The organism is Streptomyces sp. NPDC008079 (assembly GCF_042957385.1).
GTDB lineage: Bacteria > Actinomycetota > Actinomycetes > Streptomycetales > Streptomycetaceae > Actinacidiphila.
In genome coordinates, this window is record NZ_JBIBIC010000003.1 from 389,119 (window position 1) to 404,773 (window position 15,655).

The 15,655-nt window shown below is 71.7% G+C and carries 14 protein-coding genes; 9 read left to right on the forward strand and 5 right to left on the reverse strand.

Going from position 1 to position 15,655, the window contains the following annotated elements; translation table 11 throughout:
* Window positions 1-173 precede the first annotated feature (173 nt).
* Window positions 174-995: a class II fructose-bisphosphate aldolase gene (locus ACFZAM_RS11025; RefSeq protein ID WP_391044698.1), complete on the forward strand. Its 822-nt coding sequence runs from the start codon at window positions 174-176 to the stop codon at window positions 993-995.
* A 140-nt stretch (window positions 996-1,135) separates the two neighbouring features.
* On the opposite strand, the gene ACFZAM_RS11030 is transcribed toward ACFZAM_RS11025, so the two are convergent.
* Window positions 1,136-1,747, reverse strand: coding sequence for a TetR family transcriptional regulator (locus tag ACFZAM_RS11030; RefSeq protein ID WP_391044836.1), 612 nt, complete (start codon window positions 1,745-1,747; stop codon window positions 1,136-1,138).
* Window positions 1,748-1,973: 226 nt separating this feature from the next.
* On the opposite strand from ACFZAM_RS11030, the gene ACFZAM_RS11035 reads away from it, so the two are divergent.
* Window positions 1,974-2,993 carry an aldo/keto reductase gene (locus tag ACFZAM_RS11035; RefSeq protein WP_391044700.1) on the forward strand — a complete coding sequence of 340 codons (1,020 nt, stop codon included), beginning with the start codon at window positions 1,974-1,976 and terminating at the stop codon, window positions 2,991-2,993.
* Window positions 2,994-3,155: 162 nt separating this feature from the next.
* Here ACFZAM_RS11035 and ACFZAM_RS11040 read toward each other — a convergent pair whose 3' ends face one another.
* Window positions 3,156-5,195, reverse strand: coding sequence for a hypothetical protein (locus ACFZAM_RS11040; RefSeq protein WP_391044703.1), 2,040 nt, complete (start codon window positions 5,193-5,195; stop codon window positions 3,156-3,158).
* A 235-nt stretch (window positions 5,196-5,430) separates the two neighbouring features.
* Here ACFZAM_RS11040 and ACFZAM_RS11045 point away from each other — a divergent pair, with 235 nt between their 5' ends.
* The 5 genes from ACFZAM_RS11045 to ACFZAM_RS11065 all read left to right on the forward strand — a co-directional run bounded on the left by ACFZAM_RS11045 (window position 5,431) and on the right by ACFZAM_RS11065 (window position 12,992).
* Window positions 5,431-6,132, forward strand: coding sequence for a hypothetical protein (locus ACFZAM_RS11045; protein WP_391044706.1), 702 nt, complete (start codon window positions 5,431-5,433; stop codon window positions 6,130-6,132).
* Between the two features lie 84 nt (window positions 6,133-6,216).
* The gene (locus ACFZAM_RS11050) at window positions 6,217-6,726 is read left to right on the forward strand and encodes a hypothetical protein (protein ID WP_391044707.1); all 510 of its coding nucleotides are present in this window, start codon (window positions 6,217-6,219) and stop codon (window positions 6,724-6,726) included.
* A complete protein-coding gene (locus tag ACFZAM_RS11055) occupies window positions 6,723-7,619 on the forward strand; it encodes a hypothetical protein (RefSeq protein ID WP_391044710.1) in 897 nt (298 codons plus the stop codon). Before ACFZAM_RS11050 ends, ACFZAM_RS11055 begins: the two co-directional genes overlap by 4 nt.
* A 340-nt stretch (window positions 7,620-7,959) precedes the next feature.
* Window positions 7,960-9,096 carry an OmpA family protein gene (locus tag ACFZAM_RS11060; RefSeq protein ID WP_391044712.1) on the forward strand — a complete coding sequence of 379 codons (1,137 nt, stop codon included), beginning with the start codon at window positions 7,960-7,962 and terminating at the stop codon, window positions 9,094-9,096.
* 182 nt (window positions 9,097-9,278) lie between these two features.
* Window positions 9,279-12,992: a CHAT domain-containing protein gene (locus tag ACFZAM_RS11065; RefSeq protein ID WP_391044714.1), complete on the forward strand. Its 3,714-nt coding sequence runs from the start codon at window positions 9,279-9,281 to the stop codon at window positions 12,990-12,992.
* Here the strand turns inward: ACFZAM_RS11065 and ACFZAM_RS11070 are convergent.
* A complete protein-coding gene (locus tag ACFZAM_RS11070) occupies window positions 12,971-13,120 on the reverse strand; it encodes a hypothetical protein (protein WP_391044715.1) in 150 nt (49 codons plus the stop codon). The two genes, ACFZAM_RS11065 and ACFZAM_RS11070, sit on opposite strands and share 22 nt — an antisense overlap.
* 12 nt (window positions 13,121-13,132) lie before the next feature.
* Between ACFZAM_RS11070 and ACFZAM_RS11075 the strand changes: the two genes are divergently transcribed.
* The gene (locus ACFZAM_RS11075; protein ID WP_391044718.1) at window positions 13,133-13,507 is read left to right on the forward strand and encodes a CATRA system-associated protein; all 375 of its coding nucleotides are present in this window, start codon (window positions 13,133-13,135) and stop codon (window positions 13,505-13,507) included.
* A 101-nt stretch (window positions 13,508-13,608) separates the two neighbouring features.
* Window positions 13,609-14,307, forward strand: coding sequence for a hypothetical protein (locus ACFZAM_RS11080; RefSeq protein WP_391044720.1), 699 nt, complete (start codon window positions 13,609-13,611; stop codon window positions 14,305-14,307).
* A gap of 72 nt (window positions 14,308-14,379) precedes the next feature.
* Here the strand turns inward: ACFZAM_RS11080 and ACFZAM_RS11085 are convergent, their stop codons facing one another.
* Together ACFZAM_RS11085 and ACFZAM_RS11090 are read right to left on the reverse strand one after the other, a co-directional pair.
* On the reverse strand, window positions 14,380-14,766 hold the full coding sequence (locus ACFZAM_RS11085) for a hypothetical protein (RefSeq protein ID WP_355348019.1): 387 nt from the start codon (window positions 14,764-14,766) through the stop codon (window positions 14,380-14,382).
* A 172-nt stretch (window positions 14,767-14,938) separates the two neighbouring features.
* Entirely contained in the window at window positions 14,939-15,601 is a 663-nt protein-coding gene (locus ACFZAM_RS11090) for a hypothetical protein (RefSeq protein ID WP_355348022.1), read from the reverse strand.
* Window positions 15,602-15,655 lie beyond the last annotated feature (54 nt).

Sequence of the window (15,655 nt, forward strand, 5' to 3'; positions counted from 1 at the left end):
GATCGGGCGCGGCTCGACCGGTTCGGCGTGATCGTGCGCGCACCAGCGTGGCACACGCGCGCGGACCCCACGGCCGTGCGGACTGCGCGCACCAGGAATGCTTGAAAGTGTTCGATTATGCGGAGTAAGGTGCAAATACAAGCATCCTCGCGCAAGCACCGTCGGGAGAACCCATGCCTCTTGCAGCCGCCCGCGCGCTGATCACCGCCGCAGCGGTCGAGCACCGCGCCATCGCGGCCTTCGACGCGATCACCCTCGAACACGTACAAGCCGTCGTCGAAGGCGCGGAGTCGGTCGGCTCCCCGGTGATCATCCAGGTCAGCGAGAGCGTGGTGCAGTACTACGACGGGCGACTGCTGCCGCTCGCCCGCGCCGCCGCGGAGACCGCGCGGGCCGCCGCCGTACCGGTCGCGCTGCATCTGGACCGGGTGCGCAGGACGGCGCTCCTCGCCCAAGCCGCGCACTGCGGCTTCAGCTCGATCATGTACGACGCGGCGCGCCTGCCGTACGCGGAGAACGTGGCGGTGACGCGCGACGCCGCGCAGTGGGCGCACGAGCAGAATCTGTGGATCGAGGCCGACGCGGCGGCCGTCCCCGCGGGCGCGGCGACCGGTCCCGAGCCGGGCGGCGACCCGGCCGCGGCCCGCGCCTTCGTCGCCGCGACGGGAGTCGACGCCCTGACCGTCCCGCTCGGCGCGCGCCCGGACCGCCGACTGCTGGCCCGGCTGCGTACCGCCCTCGACGTCCCCCTCGTCCTGCGCGACACGGCGGGCGCCACCGCCGGTGAACTCGGCCTCGCCGCCGCCGAGGGGATCAGCAAGGTCACTGTCGGAACCGGGCTCGACATCGCCATGACCGGCGCCGTCCGCGCCCGCCTCGCCGTGGACGACATCACCGACCCCCGCGTCTATCTCCGCGAGGGGCGGCGCGCCATGACCGCGACCGTCGCCGGGTTCATCCGGGCGCTGGACAGCCGCCTTCCGGCGGGGGCGTAAGGGGGCGTGAGGCTTCCGGGCGGGGGCATAAGGGGGGCGTGAGGCTTCGGGCGGGGGCATAAGGGGGGCGTGAGGCTTCCGGCGGGGGCGTGCGTGACGCTTCGGGCGGTCTGGGGCGCTGAGAGCGGCGGCGGGAACCGTTACGGCAGCAGCCGCAGTCCGGCGACGAGGACACCGGCCAGGCGCCGCGCGTCGTACCCCGGATCGCTGTCCGCCCCGATGCAGAGATTCCCGACCCCCCGCATGAGCACCCGCGCCTCGACGTCCGAGCGGATCTCGCCGGCGGCGACGGCGGCGTCGAGCAGCCGGGTGCACACGGGCACGAGCCGGTCGAGGAAGTACACGTGCAGCGCGTCGAACCCGGCCTCGTCGGAGTGCAGCACGCCCGCCAGCCCGTGCTTGGTGACCAGGAAGTCCACGAAGAGGTCGATCCACTGCCCGAGGGCGGCGTACGGGGACGGGTCGGCCGCCAGCAGCGCGGGACCGGCCTCGGCGCAGGCGTCGACCTGGTGCCGGTAGACGGCGATGATGAGGTCGGCGCGGGTCGGGAAGTGCCGGTAGATCGTGCCGGTGCCGACGCCCGCCTCGGCGGCGATGTCCCGTACCGGCGCCTCGACGCCTGACGTCACGAAGACGGCCGCCGCCGCGTCGAGCAGGGCCTCCTTGTTGCGCCGGGCGTCCGCCCGCTTGGGCCGGGGGGCCGCGCCCGCGCCGCCCGCCGCGCCGCCCCTGCCGTCCGCATCGCCGCGCATGTCCGGGCCGCCCCCCGCGTCCGCGCCGCCCCCCGCGTCCGCGCCGCCCCCCATGTCCGGGCCGCCCCCCACGCCCGCGCCGCCTTCTCCGTCGTTCACCGCACCGTCCTCCGTCCCGTGTCCCCGGCAGTCGCGCTTGCTATCCGGAACGTCGTTCCGTATCGTCGTTTGTGGCGGAACAATGTTCCGTTTATCTCATGATGCCAGAGCACGGAGGAATCCACTCATGCAGTACCGCACTTTGGGCCGTACCGGCGTGCAGGTCAGCACCCTCGCGCTGGGCGCGATGAACTTCGGCGCGATCGGCCGCACCACGCAGGACGAGGCGACCGCCATCGTGGACGCCGCCCTCGAAGCCGGAATCAACGTCATCGACACCGCCGACATGTACGGGCACGGCGACTCGGAGGAGATGGTCGGCAAGGCCATCGCCGGGCGCCGCGACGACATCGTGCTGGCCACCAAGGCGACCATGCCGATGGACGACGAGCGCAACCACCGGGGCAGCTCGCGCCGTTGGCTGGTCACCGAACTGGACAACAGCCTGCGCCGCCTCGGCGTCGACCACGTGGACCTCTACCAGATGCACCGCTGGGACCCGCGCACCAGCGACGAGGAGACGCTGTCGGCCCTCACCGACCTCCAACGCGCGGGAAAGATCCGCTACTTCGGCTCCTCGACCTTCCCCGCGTACCGCATCGTGCAGGCGCAGTGGGCCGCGCGCGAGCAGCACCTGGCCCGCTACGTCACCGAGCAGCCCAGTTACTCGATCCTCCAGCGCGGCATCGAGACCCATGTCCTGCCGGTGACCGAGGAGTACGGGCTCGGCGTGCTCGCCTGGAGCCCGCTGGCCTCCGGCTGGCTGTCGGGCGCGGTCCGCGAGGGCCGCGACATCACCACCAACCGCTCCGCCCACCTCCCGGAGCGCTTCGACCTGACCGTCCCGTCCAACCGGGCCAGGCTCGACGCCGTCGAGCGGATCGCCCGCGTCGCCGACGACGCCGGTCTGACGATGATCCAGCTCGCGCTCGGCTTCGTCACCGCGCACCCCGCCGTGACCAGCGCGATCATCGGCCCCCGCACCCTGGACCACCTGCACTCGCAGCTCGCCGCCGCCGACACCGTGCTCTCCGCCGACGTCCTGGACGCCCTCGACGCCATCGTCCCGCCCGGCACCGACCTCGCCCCCCAGGAGAAGTTCGACACCCCGCCCGCCCTCCTCGACCCCTCCCTCCGCCGCCGCTGACTCAGCGGGCCGCGGCGGGAACGCGCACCGTATCGCGGGGGCCAGACCCGTGCGGCGGGGGTATCGACGGTCGTCGACGTGTGCGCGGTGCTCTTTGTCACGGGGCCGGCTGCGACCGGTCCCCGTACTCCTCGCCGGCGCGGTTCATGCCCGGCGCGTGTCTCACGCGGCGGCGCTGTCGAGGGCGCGCAGTCGGCTGCCGAGGTTCTCGAACTCCCTTCTGCGGTCTGCGCGGTTCCTCTGGCCGCCGGAGACGTACGGTGCCGCGACGGCCATCAGCTCCGCGGCCTGCTCGGCCCACCTGGCGCGGTCCGCCCTATCGTCCGGTAGCGCGTACTCCGCCGAGGTCAGGAAGCAGTTCGCCAGGCTCAGCGCCATGACGAACCCGGTCGCCCGCTCGCCCGCGTACTCCAGCAGTCGGTCCACCTCGTCGGTGTTGGCCCGGATCTCCGCTGCGTACGTCCGGGCGGCAGCCAGGTGCTCGCGCGAGCGCTGGGGGTCGTCAAGGTCCCGGGCCAGCGAGACGTGCCCGCGCATCGCTACCTGGAGGACGTTGCGCAGGGAGGTGAACGCGGTGCCCAACTCGTTCATCCGGCGGCGGACCGGGATCACCTCGTTGTCGTACAGCTCCAGGCCCTCTTCGCGCATCTCGACGTTCGAGCCCGCCCCGACGAGGAAGGCGCAGTAGTTGTGCAGCCGCACGTAGTAGCGCGGGCTGCCGTTCTCGAAGAAGCAGGTGAGCAGTTCGATGCAGTCGTCCCAGAGCGGGATGAGCTCTCTCGTGATCTGCTCCGCGTCGGGAAGCCCGGTGACGTGAGCCTCATACTGCGCCTTGCGCAACTGGTTCACGCCGACCAGCAGGTCGTCGAGGCGGGTGGCGAGGTATCCGCCGTCCACGCTGCCCCCGCTGACCCGGCCCATCAGCGTCTTCGCCAGAGCGACGCCCTCGCGCAGCCACCCCGCCCGCCGGGTGACGATCTGCGGGTGTGACGGGTCCTCGTCCTGCGCGGCGGGGAACTGCACGAGATCGGCCAGCGCGTGCAGCCGCTCCAACAGGAACTCGGGGGAGTCCGCGCCGAACAGTTCGCGGACCCGGTCGGCGAATTGTTCCAGCATGCGGGCCCGTACGTGCCGGGTCGACTCGTCCCGGTCCTCGAAGAGCGCCAGCGTCGCCGTCACCAGGCCCTGTCGCACGGTCAGGGCGGCCTTGACGTCGAGATCGGGACCGGACGGGGTCTCCTCGATCACGGACTGGAGCAAGCTGAGCTTGTCCGCCATCCGGGCGGGGGTCTCCTGTGGTGGCAGCTCGACGTGGGGGAGCACCGCCTGCGCGAAGCGCCGCACCCGTACCTCGGTGTGCAGATGGAGCTCAGCCCTGCGGCCCTTCTTGTTGTCCACGATGCGCACCGCGGCGTCGTCCGTGACCGCGGAGAGGTCGAAGAGCGTGGCCTGCGCCATGCCCACGACGGTGCGGCGCAAGCGGTCGCGGGCGCTCCCGCCCGGCAGCGGCTCGTTCATGCCGACCTCGTTCGACTCCCTGGGGCGCAGGCGCGCGCACAGGACCGTCGCCAACTTCTCCACGAGGTCCAGACCGAGCGGCGCGTGATCGGCGTCGTACCGCGCCCGGATCGGACCGTACTCGTGGGAGGCGAGGCTCCGCACGCCCTCGCTCCGGACCGGGGCGTCCAGGGCGCCCAACGCGTGCTGCACGCCCTGCGCCTGGAGCGCGGCGACAAGCAGGATCGGCTCCGAGCGGAAGACTTCGAGCAGGCTGTACGCGAAGGCGCCGATGAGCAGGTGCGGGTCCTCGACGGGAATCTCGTCGAGCGCCCGACCGAGGGCTTCGGTGACCGGCGCCAGCAGCACATTGGTGCCGATGAGGACGAACGCGGCCTTGGTGTCGGGGCCGTAGCGCGACGCCGTGGCGTTGGCGATCGGAGTGTGCCCCGCCTTGGTCACCTCGCTGTCCGGCAGTCCGCGGTCGGTGTGGTCCCCCAGTTCGGACGGCTTCGCGGGGCGCGGGGCGCCGCGCATGATCTCGGCGAGCGTCACCTGCGCGTAGTCGCAGCACCAGGAATGCATGCCGCCCGGGGCGCCGTCCCAGGCGACTCCGAAGAGCGGTCCCACCTTGCGGGCGAGCCGGGCCGGCATCTGCCGGCCCCGGCTCTCCGGGATGGGGGGGATCTGGGCTTTGAGGATCACTGGCCGTCTCTCCTCTAATCGCAGGTCAGTGCACGTCACGAGAGTACTGGCTTGTAGCGATCTGTAAACCCCAGATAACTTTTGCTCCTGAAGTAGAGAATATTCACAAACAGAGTTGACTCTGGTTAGACAAGAAGAGACGCTTCATGTCGATGGACTTGCGAGGGTGCACAGGGCGTCCCTCCCGTCCGTCGCACCGCTTCGCGGTGCCTGCCAAGCCCACGGGAGGCCCCAGATGTTCCCTCGCCTCAACGACCGCACCAAGCCCGCACCCCTGCCCAAGCCCCGGCGCTATGCGATCCACCTGCGCCTGGTGGACCGGCACCATGCCAACCGCGACGCGAAGGCCGGACTGCCCGCGCTCGGCGAGAGCGGCGTCGGCGGCACCCCGACGCCCGAGTTCCTCGGTCGCGGAGCCGCCGCTGGTCAGCAGGCCGAATGGATCCTCTGCCTCAGGGAGACCGCCGAGGACCGGGGCCGGGCGCTGGTCCTCCGGGCCCGCGTACAGGAGGCCGAACGGCTCGCCGCCGAGGCCGAAGCAGCCGTCGCCGAGTCGGCCGGCCCCCTGAGCGAGGAAGAGCAGAACCGGCGGCGCGGCGGCGAGCACAAGACCGCCGAGGCGGTGGTGCGCGCCCGCCGGGCGCGCGAATGGTCGCGCCGGCTCGCCGACCTGCGCTCCGCCGCCGAACAGGCCGCCGGGCGTGCTGCCGCACTGACCGTCGAACTGCACACGGTCGAGGCCCGTATCGCGGTGCGGCGGGAAGCCGCCGCGGCACGCGCGGTCTACCTGCACGAGCAGGCCATGCGCCGTGTCATGGCCTACGACCGGCAGTTGGTCCGGCGACACGCGGACGGTGCCCGGATCAACGGTGAGGCCAAGTACGGCGGTCCCGAGCTGCCCGCCTGGGTTGCCGGCCACCGTCCCGAACTCGGCTGAATCCCGCCGGACTCGTGAACGGCCGTTCCCTGGACGGCCCAACCACCGACGGACCCGTGAACACCCGCCCCGAGAGGACCCTCCGTGGACCTTCCCTTTCTCCGCCGTAAGACCAAGCGCCCGCCCGAACAGCCCGAGCCGACGTTTTCGACCGTGGTCGACGGCGACCCGAGCTGGACCATTCCGGCGCTCTACCGGATGGCGCCACCGGCCGATCTCGGCACCGCCGAGGAGACCGTGCGCCAACTCGTCGGCGAACTCGCTCCCAACGCCATCGACGCCGGTACGGGCACCGCGCTGGACAACCTCATCGACGCCTGGACGGTCCAGTGGGTCACCCGGCTCGAATCCGAGCACAAGCTCCGCGAGGCGGTCTGCGACCACCTGATCGGCGTGGCCGCCGAGGAGCTCTCGGACGCGCAGACGGCACTCGACCACGCCAAGGACGACCTCAGCCGGGCCGAGAGCGACCTGAGCGCGTTCCGTGCCCGTCTCTCCCCGCCCGCCACTGTGAGCGTGTCGCCCGCCGGGCCTGCCGAGGCCGCGTCGCCCGCTGAACCCACCCCGCCCCCGCAAGGAGGACCGACCCCATGAGCAGAACCGTCCCGCCCGGTCACATGCCGTTCGCCGACCCTGATCTGGTCGTCGGCAGAACCAGGCACTACTACCCCTACCTCGCGCTGGTGCTGGCGGTGGGGGCAGACGGGATCGCCTTCTACCAAGTCGTCGGCCTGTTGGTGAACGAGGCCGGGTGGATGATCATTCCGCTTGTCCTCGGGTTCACCGGCCTGGCGCTGGCTGTGAGCCACCAGGTGGGTGTACTCGCCCGCAGGTTCGTGGAGCGGTCCACGCCGGCCGTGGGTGCTCTCGCGGTGGTGCTGACGATGGTCTGGCTGTTCATGGGCGCCGTGTGCTTCTTCGTCCGCGCCACCAACACGCCCGCCACGTCGGGGGGCAGCGGGCTCGAGACCCTCGGTCTCCCGAGCACCGCGGGGGCGCCCGCCGACGACTTGACCGGCAGCGCCAATCTCGGCACGGCCCTGCTGTTCCTCGGCCTCTACCTGGCCGGCGGCCTGCTGGCGGCGGTCACGGCGTACCTCGCCCACAATCCGCTGGCCACGGCGTACCGAATGGCCCTGGCACACCGTGCGGCCGCCCGGCAGGAGGTGCAGCGGCTGACGCCACGCCATGTCCGTGCCGTCCACCGCCACCAGCAGGAGCTGGCCGAGCGCGAGCGCGACCACCGGCGCTGGGAGGTGGCTACCGGGCAATGCCTCGGCTGGGCCGACGACCTGAAGCACTACGCCCGGTTCCTGATGGCCGTGCACATCGCTGACCCGGCGGCCACCGACGGACTCACCGACTCAGGGGACCGGCTCGTCCCCGGCGGTTGGAAGGGCCCCGACCTGCGCGCCGCCGATCGGGCCGACGGACCGGGGGAGTCCGACGAGCCCGATGCGGAGAACGGCCAAGGGGCGGCGGCGTGAGCCCGCAGCCGCGCCCGTTCCCGATGCGGCCGCCCGCTCCCCGGCCCGAGTTCTGCCCCCACTGCGCTCGTCGTCTGCTGCCGTGTCCGGACTGCTCGAACTGCCGTCTGGGCCTGCGCTGCCCGTCGTGCGGCCGGCACTGGACCAGCCCCTGACGTCCGCGCAGCGTCCCGCCACTTCCCGCTCGTCATCCGGTCGCCCGGTCGCCTCCGGGCGGCCGGGCTCATTGAACCTGGCCCCGCGCCGTCGATCGATTCGAACTCCTGGAGCACACACCATGGCATCACCGAGATTACGATCCCTTCTCCGCGGACTCACCGCTCTCTGCCTGCTGGGTGCCGTGGCGCTTGCGGCATCCGGCTGCGGTCACCCGGCCAAGAACAGCGCGTCGGAGCAGCGGGAGCAGGCCGCCGCGTGCGCCACCGGCCGAGGCCGCGTCGCCCTCGTCCTCGGCGCCCGAGCCAACACACCCGCGCCCCGGCTGACACCCGCCGCGCTCTCACTGGTGGATACCGCGATCGACGGGGGTCAGCTGATCTCCGTGGTCGGAGTGGACGGCGCACCCGACGTGGAATTCCGCGGGGCCTTCGAGGACACGGGCAAGAACGGTTCCCGCAGCGCCAAAGACCACGACACATTCGTGAAGTCGCTGACGAACACGATCCACCGCATGAAAGCCGGCCGTCCCGAGGCCGACCTGCTCGCGGCGCTGGCCGAGGCCGCGGGGAACGTCGGTCCGGGCGGCACGGTCGTGGTGGCCGACTCCGGGCTTCAGACTGTCGCGCCACTGGACTTCCGCCGTGACGGCGTGCTGGACGCCCAGGCCACCGATGTCGCCGACTTCCTGAAGAGGCAGGGCTCGCTCCCGCAGCTCACCGGTATCTCCGTCCTCTTCAGCGGCGTCGGCGACACGGCGCCGCCGCAGGCCAGACTGCCGCTCCCGGAGCACAAGAACCTCGTCGCCATATGGAAGGCGATCGCCGTCGAGGCGGGGGCCGAGTGCGTCGCGGCCGACCCCGTGCCGGCGACGGGTGCCGCCGTACCGCACACCCCCGCCGTGTCCGTCGTCAAGGTGCGTCCCCTGGAAACGTATCCGCCCTCCTGCGGGAACCACGTGCTGCGGAACAGCGGCAGTGTCGGATTCCTGCCCGACACGTCGGTACTGCGCGACCGGCCTGCTGCCGCCGCCGCCCTGAGGGAACTCGCCGACTGGGCCGTGGCCCACCACGCGAAGATCCGGCTCATCGGTACGACGGCGTCCGCGGGATCGGCCGATGGCCGTAGGCGACTGTCCCTCGACCGCGCAACAGCGGTCCGCGACGTCCTCGTCTCGCTCGGTGTGGCCGCCCACGACATCACGCTGCGGGGAGTCGGCACGCGGTGGCCGGGCCACGTCCAAGACCTCGACAGCGAAGGCCGGTTGCTGCCCGGCCCCGCCGAACGCAACCGCTCCGTCGTCCTGGACCTCGTCTGCTGAACCGTCCGGGCGCGCGCTCGGACATGACCGCCCGTCCGGGCGCGCGCTCGTCGGCAGCCGACCGCCCCACCCCGCGGCCCGCCGATCGCCACGTGCCGCGCGGCCGACCCGCAAGTCCCGACCGTCCCACCCTTCAGAGAGGACTCGACATGCCGGATATGAGAGCAGTCGTGGACCGCGTGATGCGACGCTGTGAAGCGTCCTGGTCGTCCGACATCGAACGCCGGGTCGGCGCGGTCCGCGCCGACCCGCGGAGCTGGCTGTCCGCCGCCGACGGACTGCTGCTGTCCTCCTGGTCGAGCGGCGGCCGCGACGCGGCGGTGGCCGCCGCGGCGCTGCTGGAGTTCGCGCTGGACACCGGCGCGCGGGACGATCCCGGGCGGCCTGCGTGGGTGTTGCACCTGTGGCTGGCCGAGCGCACCCTGTCGTTCCGCTTCGGCGACTACCGGTTGTCGCGCGACGTTCAGCACCATCTCGGCGCGCAGAAGCAGGGGCGTACGGCCGACGACCCGGTAAGGGTCGCCGCCACCTACCCCGAACTGCCGCTGCCCCGGCACTTCCAGCCGGTCCTGCCCATCGAGTCGGCGGCGGCCCGGCTGGCGGACTCGCTCCCGCGGGACGACATCGCACGCTGCTGCCTGTTGGTACGGCTCGCTCAGTCCGCGTGCTTCCGGTACGAGTCCGGCGACGAGTCGGCGCTCCCCGAGATGTGGCGGCTCGCCCGAGCCGCCCACGACGCCGTCACGCCCGACCACCTGGAGGCGGAACTGGTCGGGCGCACGGCCGCACACGCCGCCGTCGTCAGATTCCGTGCGGACCCGAAGGACCGCGCCTCGGCCGCCTTCGCGGTCACCGCCGGCCGACTGGCGCTGGCGGGCGTGGAGCACGCGCGGGTCCACGGCACGGACTATCGGCCCCACGAGGCCGCCCCGGTGCACCTCTTGCTGGCGATAGCCCTGATGTCCGTACTGACCTACGAACTCGACCTCAAGACGGCCGACGAGGCCATCGCGCACATGGAGGCGTTCCGGGCCGACGGCCCACCGGACGACGGCGGCGTCTACGCGGTCAACATGGCGTCCTTGCTGGCCGCGCGCGCCGTCCTCAGCGGATCCCGGCGGGACGTCGCCAGGTCGGACGAGCTGTGGGCGATGTTGCAGCGGGACCTGCGGCCGGGCGACCCGCTGCTTCCGCATATCGCCCAGAAGCGCGCCGCGACCGCCGAGATGGTGCGGCTGATGGGAATGCTCCCGTTCAAGTCGGGAGGTCTTCTCCGCCTCGTGCGGCCGTGGATGGGTCCACTCCTGACCTTTCCCCCGCTGCCGCCGATCCGGTTGTACGAACCGCCACGCAGCCCCGGTTACCGGTCACCGGGCGCAGGACCGGAGGAGATGGCCTCCTTCGGCGGTGCTCCGGACCCGGAGGCGCGAACACCCCGCGGGCCGGACGGCGAACGCGCACCGGGCGGCGACGGGGGACCCGCGTCCTCCACCTCACCGCACTGGCCGCCCTGCCCGGCGCCCGCGCCCGGCCTCGTCTGCGACCCTGCCCTGGAGTCCGACCTGACGGGTCTGCCACCAGACGCGGAAGCGGTCCTCCGCAGTCTCGTCGGGGTCGACACGTCTCCGTCGGACCCGCGCCGACTGGCGCTCGCCGAGAAGCAGTTGCTCGCCAGGCTGGCCGAACCAGGACTCAGTGCCGGCCGCCGGGGATGGACGGCCGCGGCCCTGCTCCAGGTGTGGGCCGCGAAGTACCTCATCAGTAGGGACGCCGCGGACCTGGAGCGGGCTGTGCGGGCCGGCGACGACGTACTCGCCACCCTCCCGGCCACCAGCTCCCGCTATATCGAACTGCTGTGCGCGGTCGAGGAGCACCGGCAGGCGTACGGTTCGCTCCGCGGCGACGCCGCGACGATGCTCCGGGCCTGCGACGGCCTGCGGTGGGCCGTGGACCACGTCCGCCCCGAGTCACCGCAGTGGGTCGCCTGCGCGATGTTCTACGCCAAGGCCCTCGCCGGGGTCTTGATGCTCCGCCGCGACCCGGACATGTCGAAGGAGGCGGTCGGGCTGGTGCGGAAGGTGGCCCGCACGTTGGAGGCGCTCCCGGACGCCCCCGGCCACTGGGGCAGCATGGCGGAGCAGCGTGAACGCCTGCGGCCGACGCTGCGTACGATCACCGACTTGGTGGTGATGGCCGACCACGACCTCCGCGGAGACCTGATCGGGGTCGAGGAAGCCGAGGTGCGGTGGCAGCCTGAGGCAGAGGCCAAGCTGCCTTCAGCGGTGAGATTCGAGAACGCGCGCGTCGCGCTCGGCCGCCGGGTGGAGCTCGGGGACTGGGCACGGGCCGCGGACGCCGCGGCCGTCGCGCTGGAGATGCTGCCGCTGCTCACCTCGCGGGCGCTGCACCGCGACGATCGCCAGCGCGCCGTGCACACTGCCCTCCAAGGGCCGTCCCCGGACAGTTCGACGGGCACCAGCCTGACCCGAACCGGGTGCGCGGTGGCGCTCGCCGCCGGCCGGACCGAACAGGCGGCCGCGCTGCTGGAACAGGGCCGTGCCGTCCTCATGAGCCAGGACCTGGAGGCGCGCGGCGACGTGTCCGACCTCGCAGAGGCTCATCCACGGCTCGCCGCGCGCTTCACCGACCTCGCCGGGCGGATGCGGGAGGCCGATGACATCGCGTCGCGGGACGAGACCTCGGGCGTACGGGCGCAGCACCGGGCGGCCGAGCAGTGGCGGCTGCTCCTCGGTGACATCCGGTCCCACCCCGGCTTCGGCAGCTTCCTGCTGCCGCCGACCGCGATGCAGATGCAGGCGGAGGCGGTACAGGGGCCCATCGTGCTGATCAACATTGACCGGCTGCGATGTGACGCGCTGGTGGTCACGTCCCGGGGCATCAGGACCGTGACACTCGACGTGACCGAAGGACTGCTGGCCCACACGGCCCGGGACTTCCTTGCCGCGGTCGCCGTGGATCTGGACAGCCCGAAGGACGTGCGCGCCGCGGCGGCCGAGACCATCTTCCGGACCCTTGAGTGGCTGTGGGACAAGGTCGCGGAACCGGTGCTGCGGGCGGCCGGCCTCACCGAGCCGATCCCGGAGGGGACGCCGAGACACGCTGTCCCTCGGCTGTGGTGGTCCGCCTCCGGCCCGCTGGCGCATCTGCCGCTGCACGCCGCCGGCTACCAGCGCAAGGCGGACCTGGGGGAGCGCCGTTCCGTGCTCGACCGGGTCGCCTCCTCCTACACGCCCAGCATCAGGGCGCTGCGGCACGCCCGACTGGAACGTCGCCCCGCGGCGCAGGACGCCGCCCGGCACCTCGCGGTGGGCCGCGCCACCGGTACGGACGGCGGCTCCGGGGCGGCCGCGGCGGAGATCTCCGCCGCGGCCGGCGCGCTGGCCGGACTGCGGGTGATCGCGGACGCCGACGCCACGGTCGACGGGGTGCTGGCCGCACTGCCGTCGGCGTCCACGGTGCACTTCGCCTGTCACGGTGTGAGCGACCCCGACAACCCCTCGAAGAGCCACCTGCTGCTGGCCGACGGACCCCTTGAGGTGCGGGCCGTCAACCGCCACGAACTGCCGTACGCCCAGCTCGCCGTGCTGCTCGCCTGCAACACCTCGCGGACCGACCGGCTCCCGGACGAGGCGATTCACCTGACGTCGGCGTTCCTGACCGCGGGATACCCCCAGGTGATCGGCTCACTGTGGGAGGCGGCGGACCTGGTCTCGGCCGGCCTCGCCCGTCGGCTGTACCGCTCGCTGCGGCGCTACGGCGGCGGTATCGACGTGGGCGACTGCGCCGTCGCCCTGCACGGGGTGGTACGCGAACTTCGCGCTCGCCACGCCGCCTCACCGGCGGCGTGGGCGCCCTACATCCACACCGGCCGGTGAGGCAGTACGCCTTTCCGGCCGCCGATGACGACGGTCGACAGGACCGGCAGCGCCACCAGGACCGGCAGCGCCACCAGGACCGACAGCACTTCCAGGATCAGCAGCACTTCCAGGATCAGCAAGATCAACAGGAGGCAGTGATGGGTACGTCGGACGGAGCACGACGGATCGGAAGGACGGCCAGGTTCGAGGCATTGGCGGTCCTTGACGCGGTGCTGGCCTGGCGGCTGCCGCCGGATTCGTGGGAGGAGGTCGACGAGCGGATCGCCGTGCTGACGAAAGCGGTCGGCGAGGGCGACACGGTCCTGGTGGGTGAGGTGACGGCGGAGCTGGAGACGAACGGTCGGCGTGTCGGACGGATGGGTCCCCACGGCACTACGGCACCCGACGGCAAGCAGCAGTCGCCGCCTCGGGTGCGTGAACGGGTCGTCGCTCTCATCCACACCCTGGACCCGGCCTCGAAGCCGGCGGGCGGCGGCGGCCAGGCACCGCCCGCGGGCAACGGCAAGGCATGACGTGGCCATGGGTGTGACCGGTCGAGATCTTCCGGCCGCACGGTGAACTGCCGCACAATGGGGGACTGTCCGGGGAGGGCGGCGCGATTATCTCAGTGCTGGTGAACATAGCGATCGGGCTGGTGACGAGCCTCCTGGGCCTCGGCTTCGGCTGGCTGTGGGAGCGGGGCAGGCGGTCCCGCGCACTGAATAGAAAGGCTGCCTTCTTCGGCGTCCGCCCCGGCGAAACCTGCCTCATCGTGCTCGGCAACAAGCACAACGCCCCCGGGACCGCACAGCACCGGGACGTGCGGGCGGTCATCGAACTGGCCATGCTCGCCGGTGAGCTGGGCTGCCGGGTGACCGTCGAGTCCGGAGAGTTCCGCGGCAGCAACGCCGACCGCACGGAATTCTGTGTCGGCGGACCGATCGGCGACTCGAACATCCGCACCGGCGGCCATCTGGCCGCCCACCTGCCGGGCGTGACCATCCACCCCTACAACGGCGGGCCCGACTCGGTGGCCATCGAGGTCGGAGGCGACCGCTTCCTCTTCGACCGCGGCAATCAGGAGTACGCCCTCGTCGCCAAGTTCACGCCTGCGGAGTCCAGCCGCCCCGTGCTGCTGATATGCGGCCAGACCTCCGCGGCGAACCAGGCGGCCATCAACTTCCTGCGGCGCGAGTACGACCGGCTCGGCAGGGTCCTCGTCTCGGTGGACCGCTACTGCATCGTGATCAAGGCATCGCACCTCACGACATACGGAATCCACCGGGCCGCGCTGGAACGGGACGTCTCGGCCACGGCCTTCGGACACGAATGAACGCCCGGCGCGAAGCCGGACGTTCATTCGTCGGGCGGGCGGACCGGCCTTGCGGCCCCTCCCCTTGTCCGCTCAGATGCCCGTGTAGGTGAGGGAGGGATCTTCCTCCTGGAGCGAGACGACGAATCGGCGCATCTTGCGGTTCGCAAGGATGCGCAGGGCGCGCACGTTGCCTTCGGCTTCGAGCCGGATCTTCCGGCATTCCCCCCGGTCCCAGATGAGGAGGTGGACCGACAACCGCTCGGTGCTCTCTCCCCGGCTCACGAGTTCGGCCGTCAGCGCGAGGTCCGGCATATCGGTGTGGTGGATGCCGAGCGGTGAACCACCGCTCTCCGTGAACGTCGTGGCGATTCCGGTGTTGTTCTCCCCGAACCAGTTCGCTCGCATATCCGTGCGGAACAAGGCCGCTGCGTCCTCCACGGAGGCCGTGGTGGATATATCCACCGGCTGCTTGGTCATCTGCTCAACTCCCCGATGTGAACCCCGTGGTGCCGTGGGGGCGGTGCTCTTGTGCGGGAACTGCGTTCCGCCACGACCTTCTCACTGAAACGGAACCGCGGTGGGTTTTGTTGCACGGTTTCCGGAAGTACGGGAGCGGTTACCGTGACGTGCGGCGTTTTCGGTCGGCCGGTCAGAGGCTCGGCGCGGAGAAGGGAATGAACGGCATGAGCTCGTCGGCGACCCAATGGGCCGGGACTTGTAATGCCTCGCCGATCCGCAGATAGAGTTCGTACTGCGTCGCGGCGCCGAACCAGTCGAACCGGCAACCGGCCGGATCGCGGCCCCGACCGCATGCCTCGACCACCGCCACGCAGCCGTCCTGGACATCGGCCCTGGCGTACACGGTCTCGGCGTGAGGTCCGGCCGACATCCGGGCGACCGGGCGCAGTTCCCCTGTTGCCAGCGGTGGGAGAGCCGCCCCGGGCGCCGGGGGCGGTCGGCCGACGAGCCAAGGCTCGTCGGGTCCGCGGTGCAGTCGCCAGAACTCGCGATCCCCTGCGGACAGGCGGTTGCCGGGTACCCCGCGAGCTCGGAAGAACTCCAGCGCGTCCATCCGCAAGGCGTCGTAGCAGGGATGCGCGAAGTCCGGGCCGAGCAGGTTCCAGACCGTCCTGGCCGCTCCGAAGAGCGCGAAGCCGCCTGCCGGTATGACGGCCGCGGCCAGTTGTGTGGTGAACCGGTCACTGTCGGACTGGGCGAATTCCAGAAACGGCGCCTGTAGTTCGCTCCACACCAGATCAGCGCCGAATTCGATCCCCGTGGCATCGAATTCGAAACGGCCGAACCGCTCCATCCGCAGAACGACATCGGCCGGGAGCCGTGAGGAGCCTGTGGCGTCCGAAGCGAC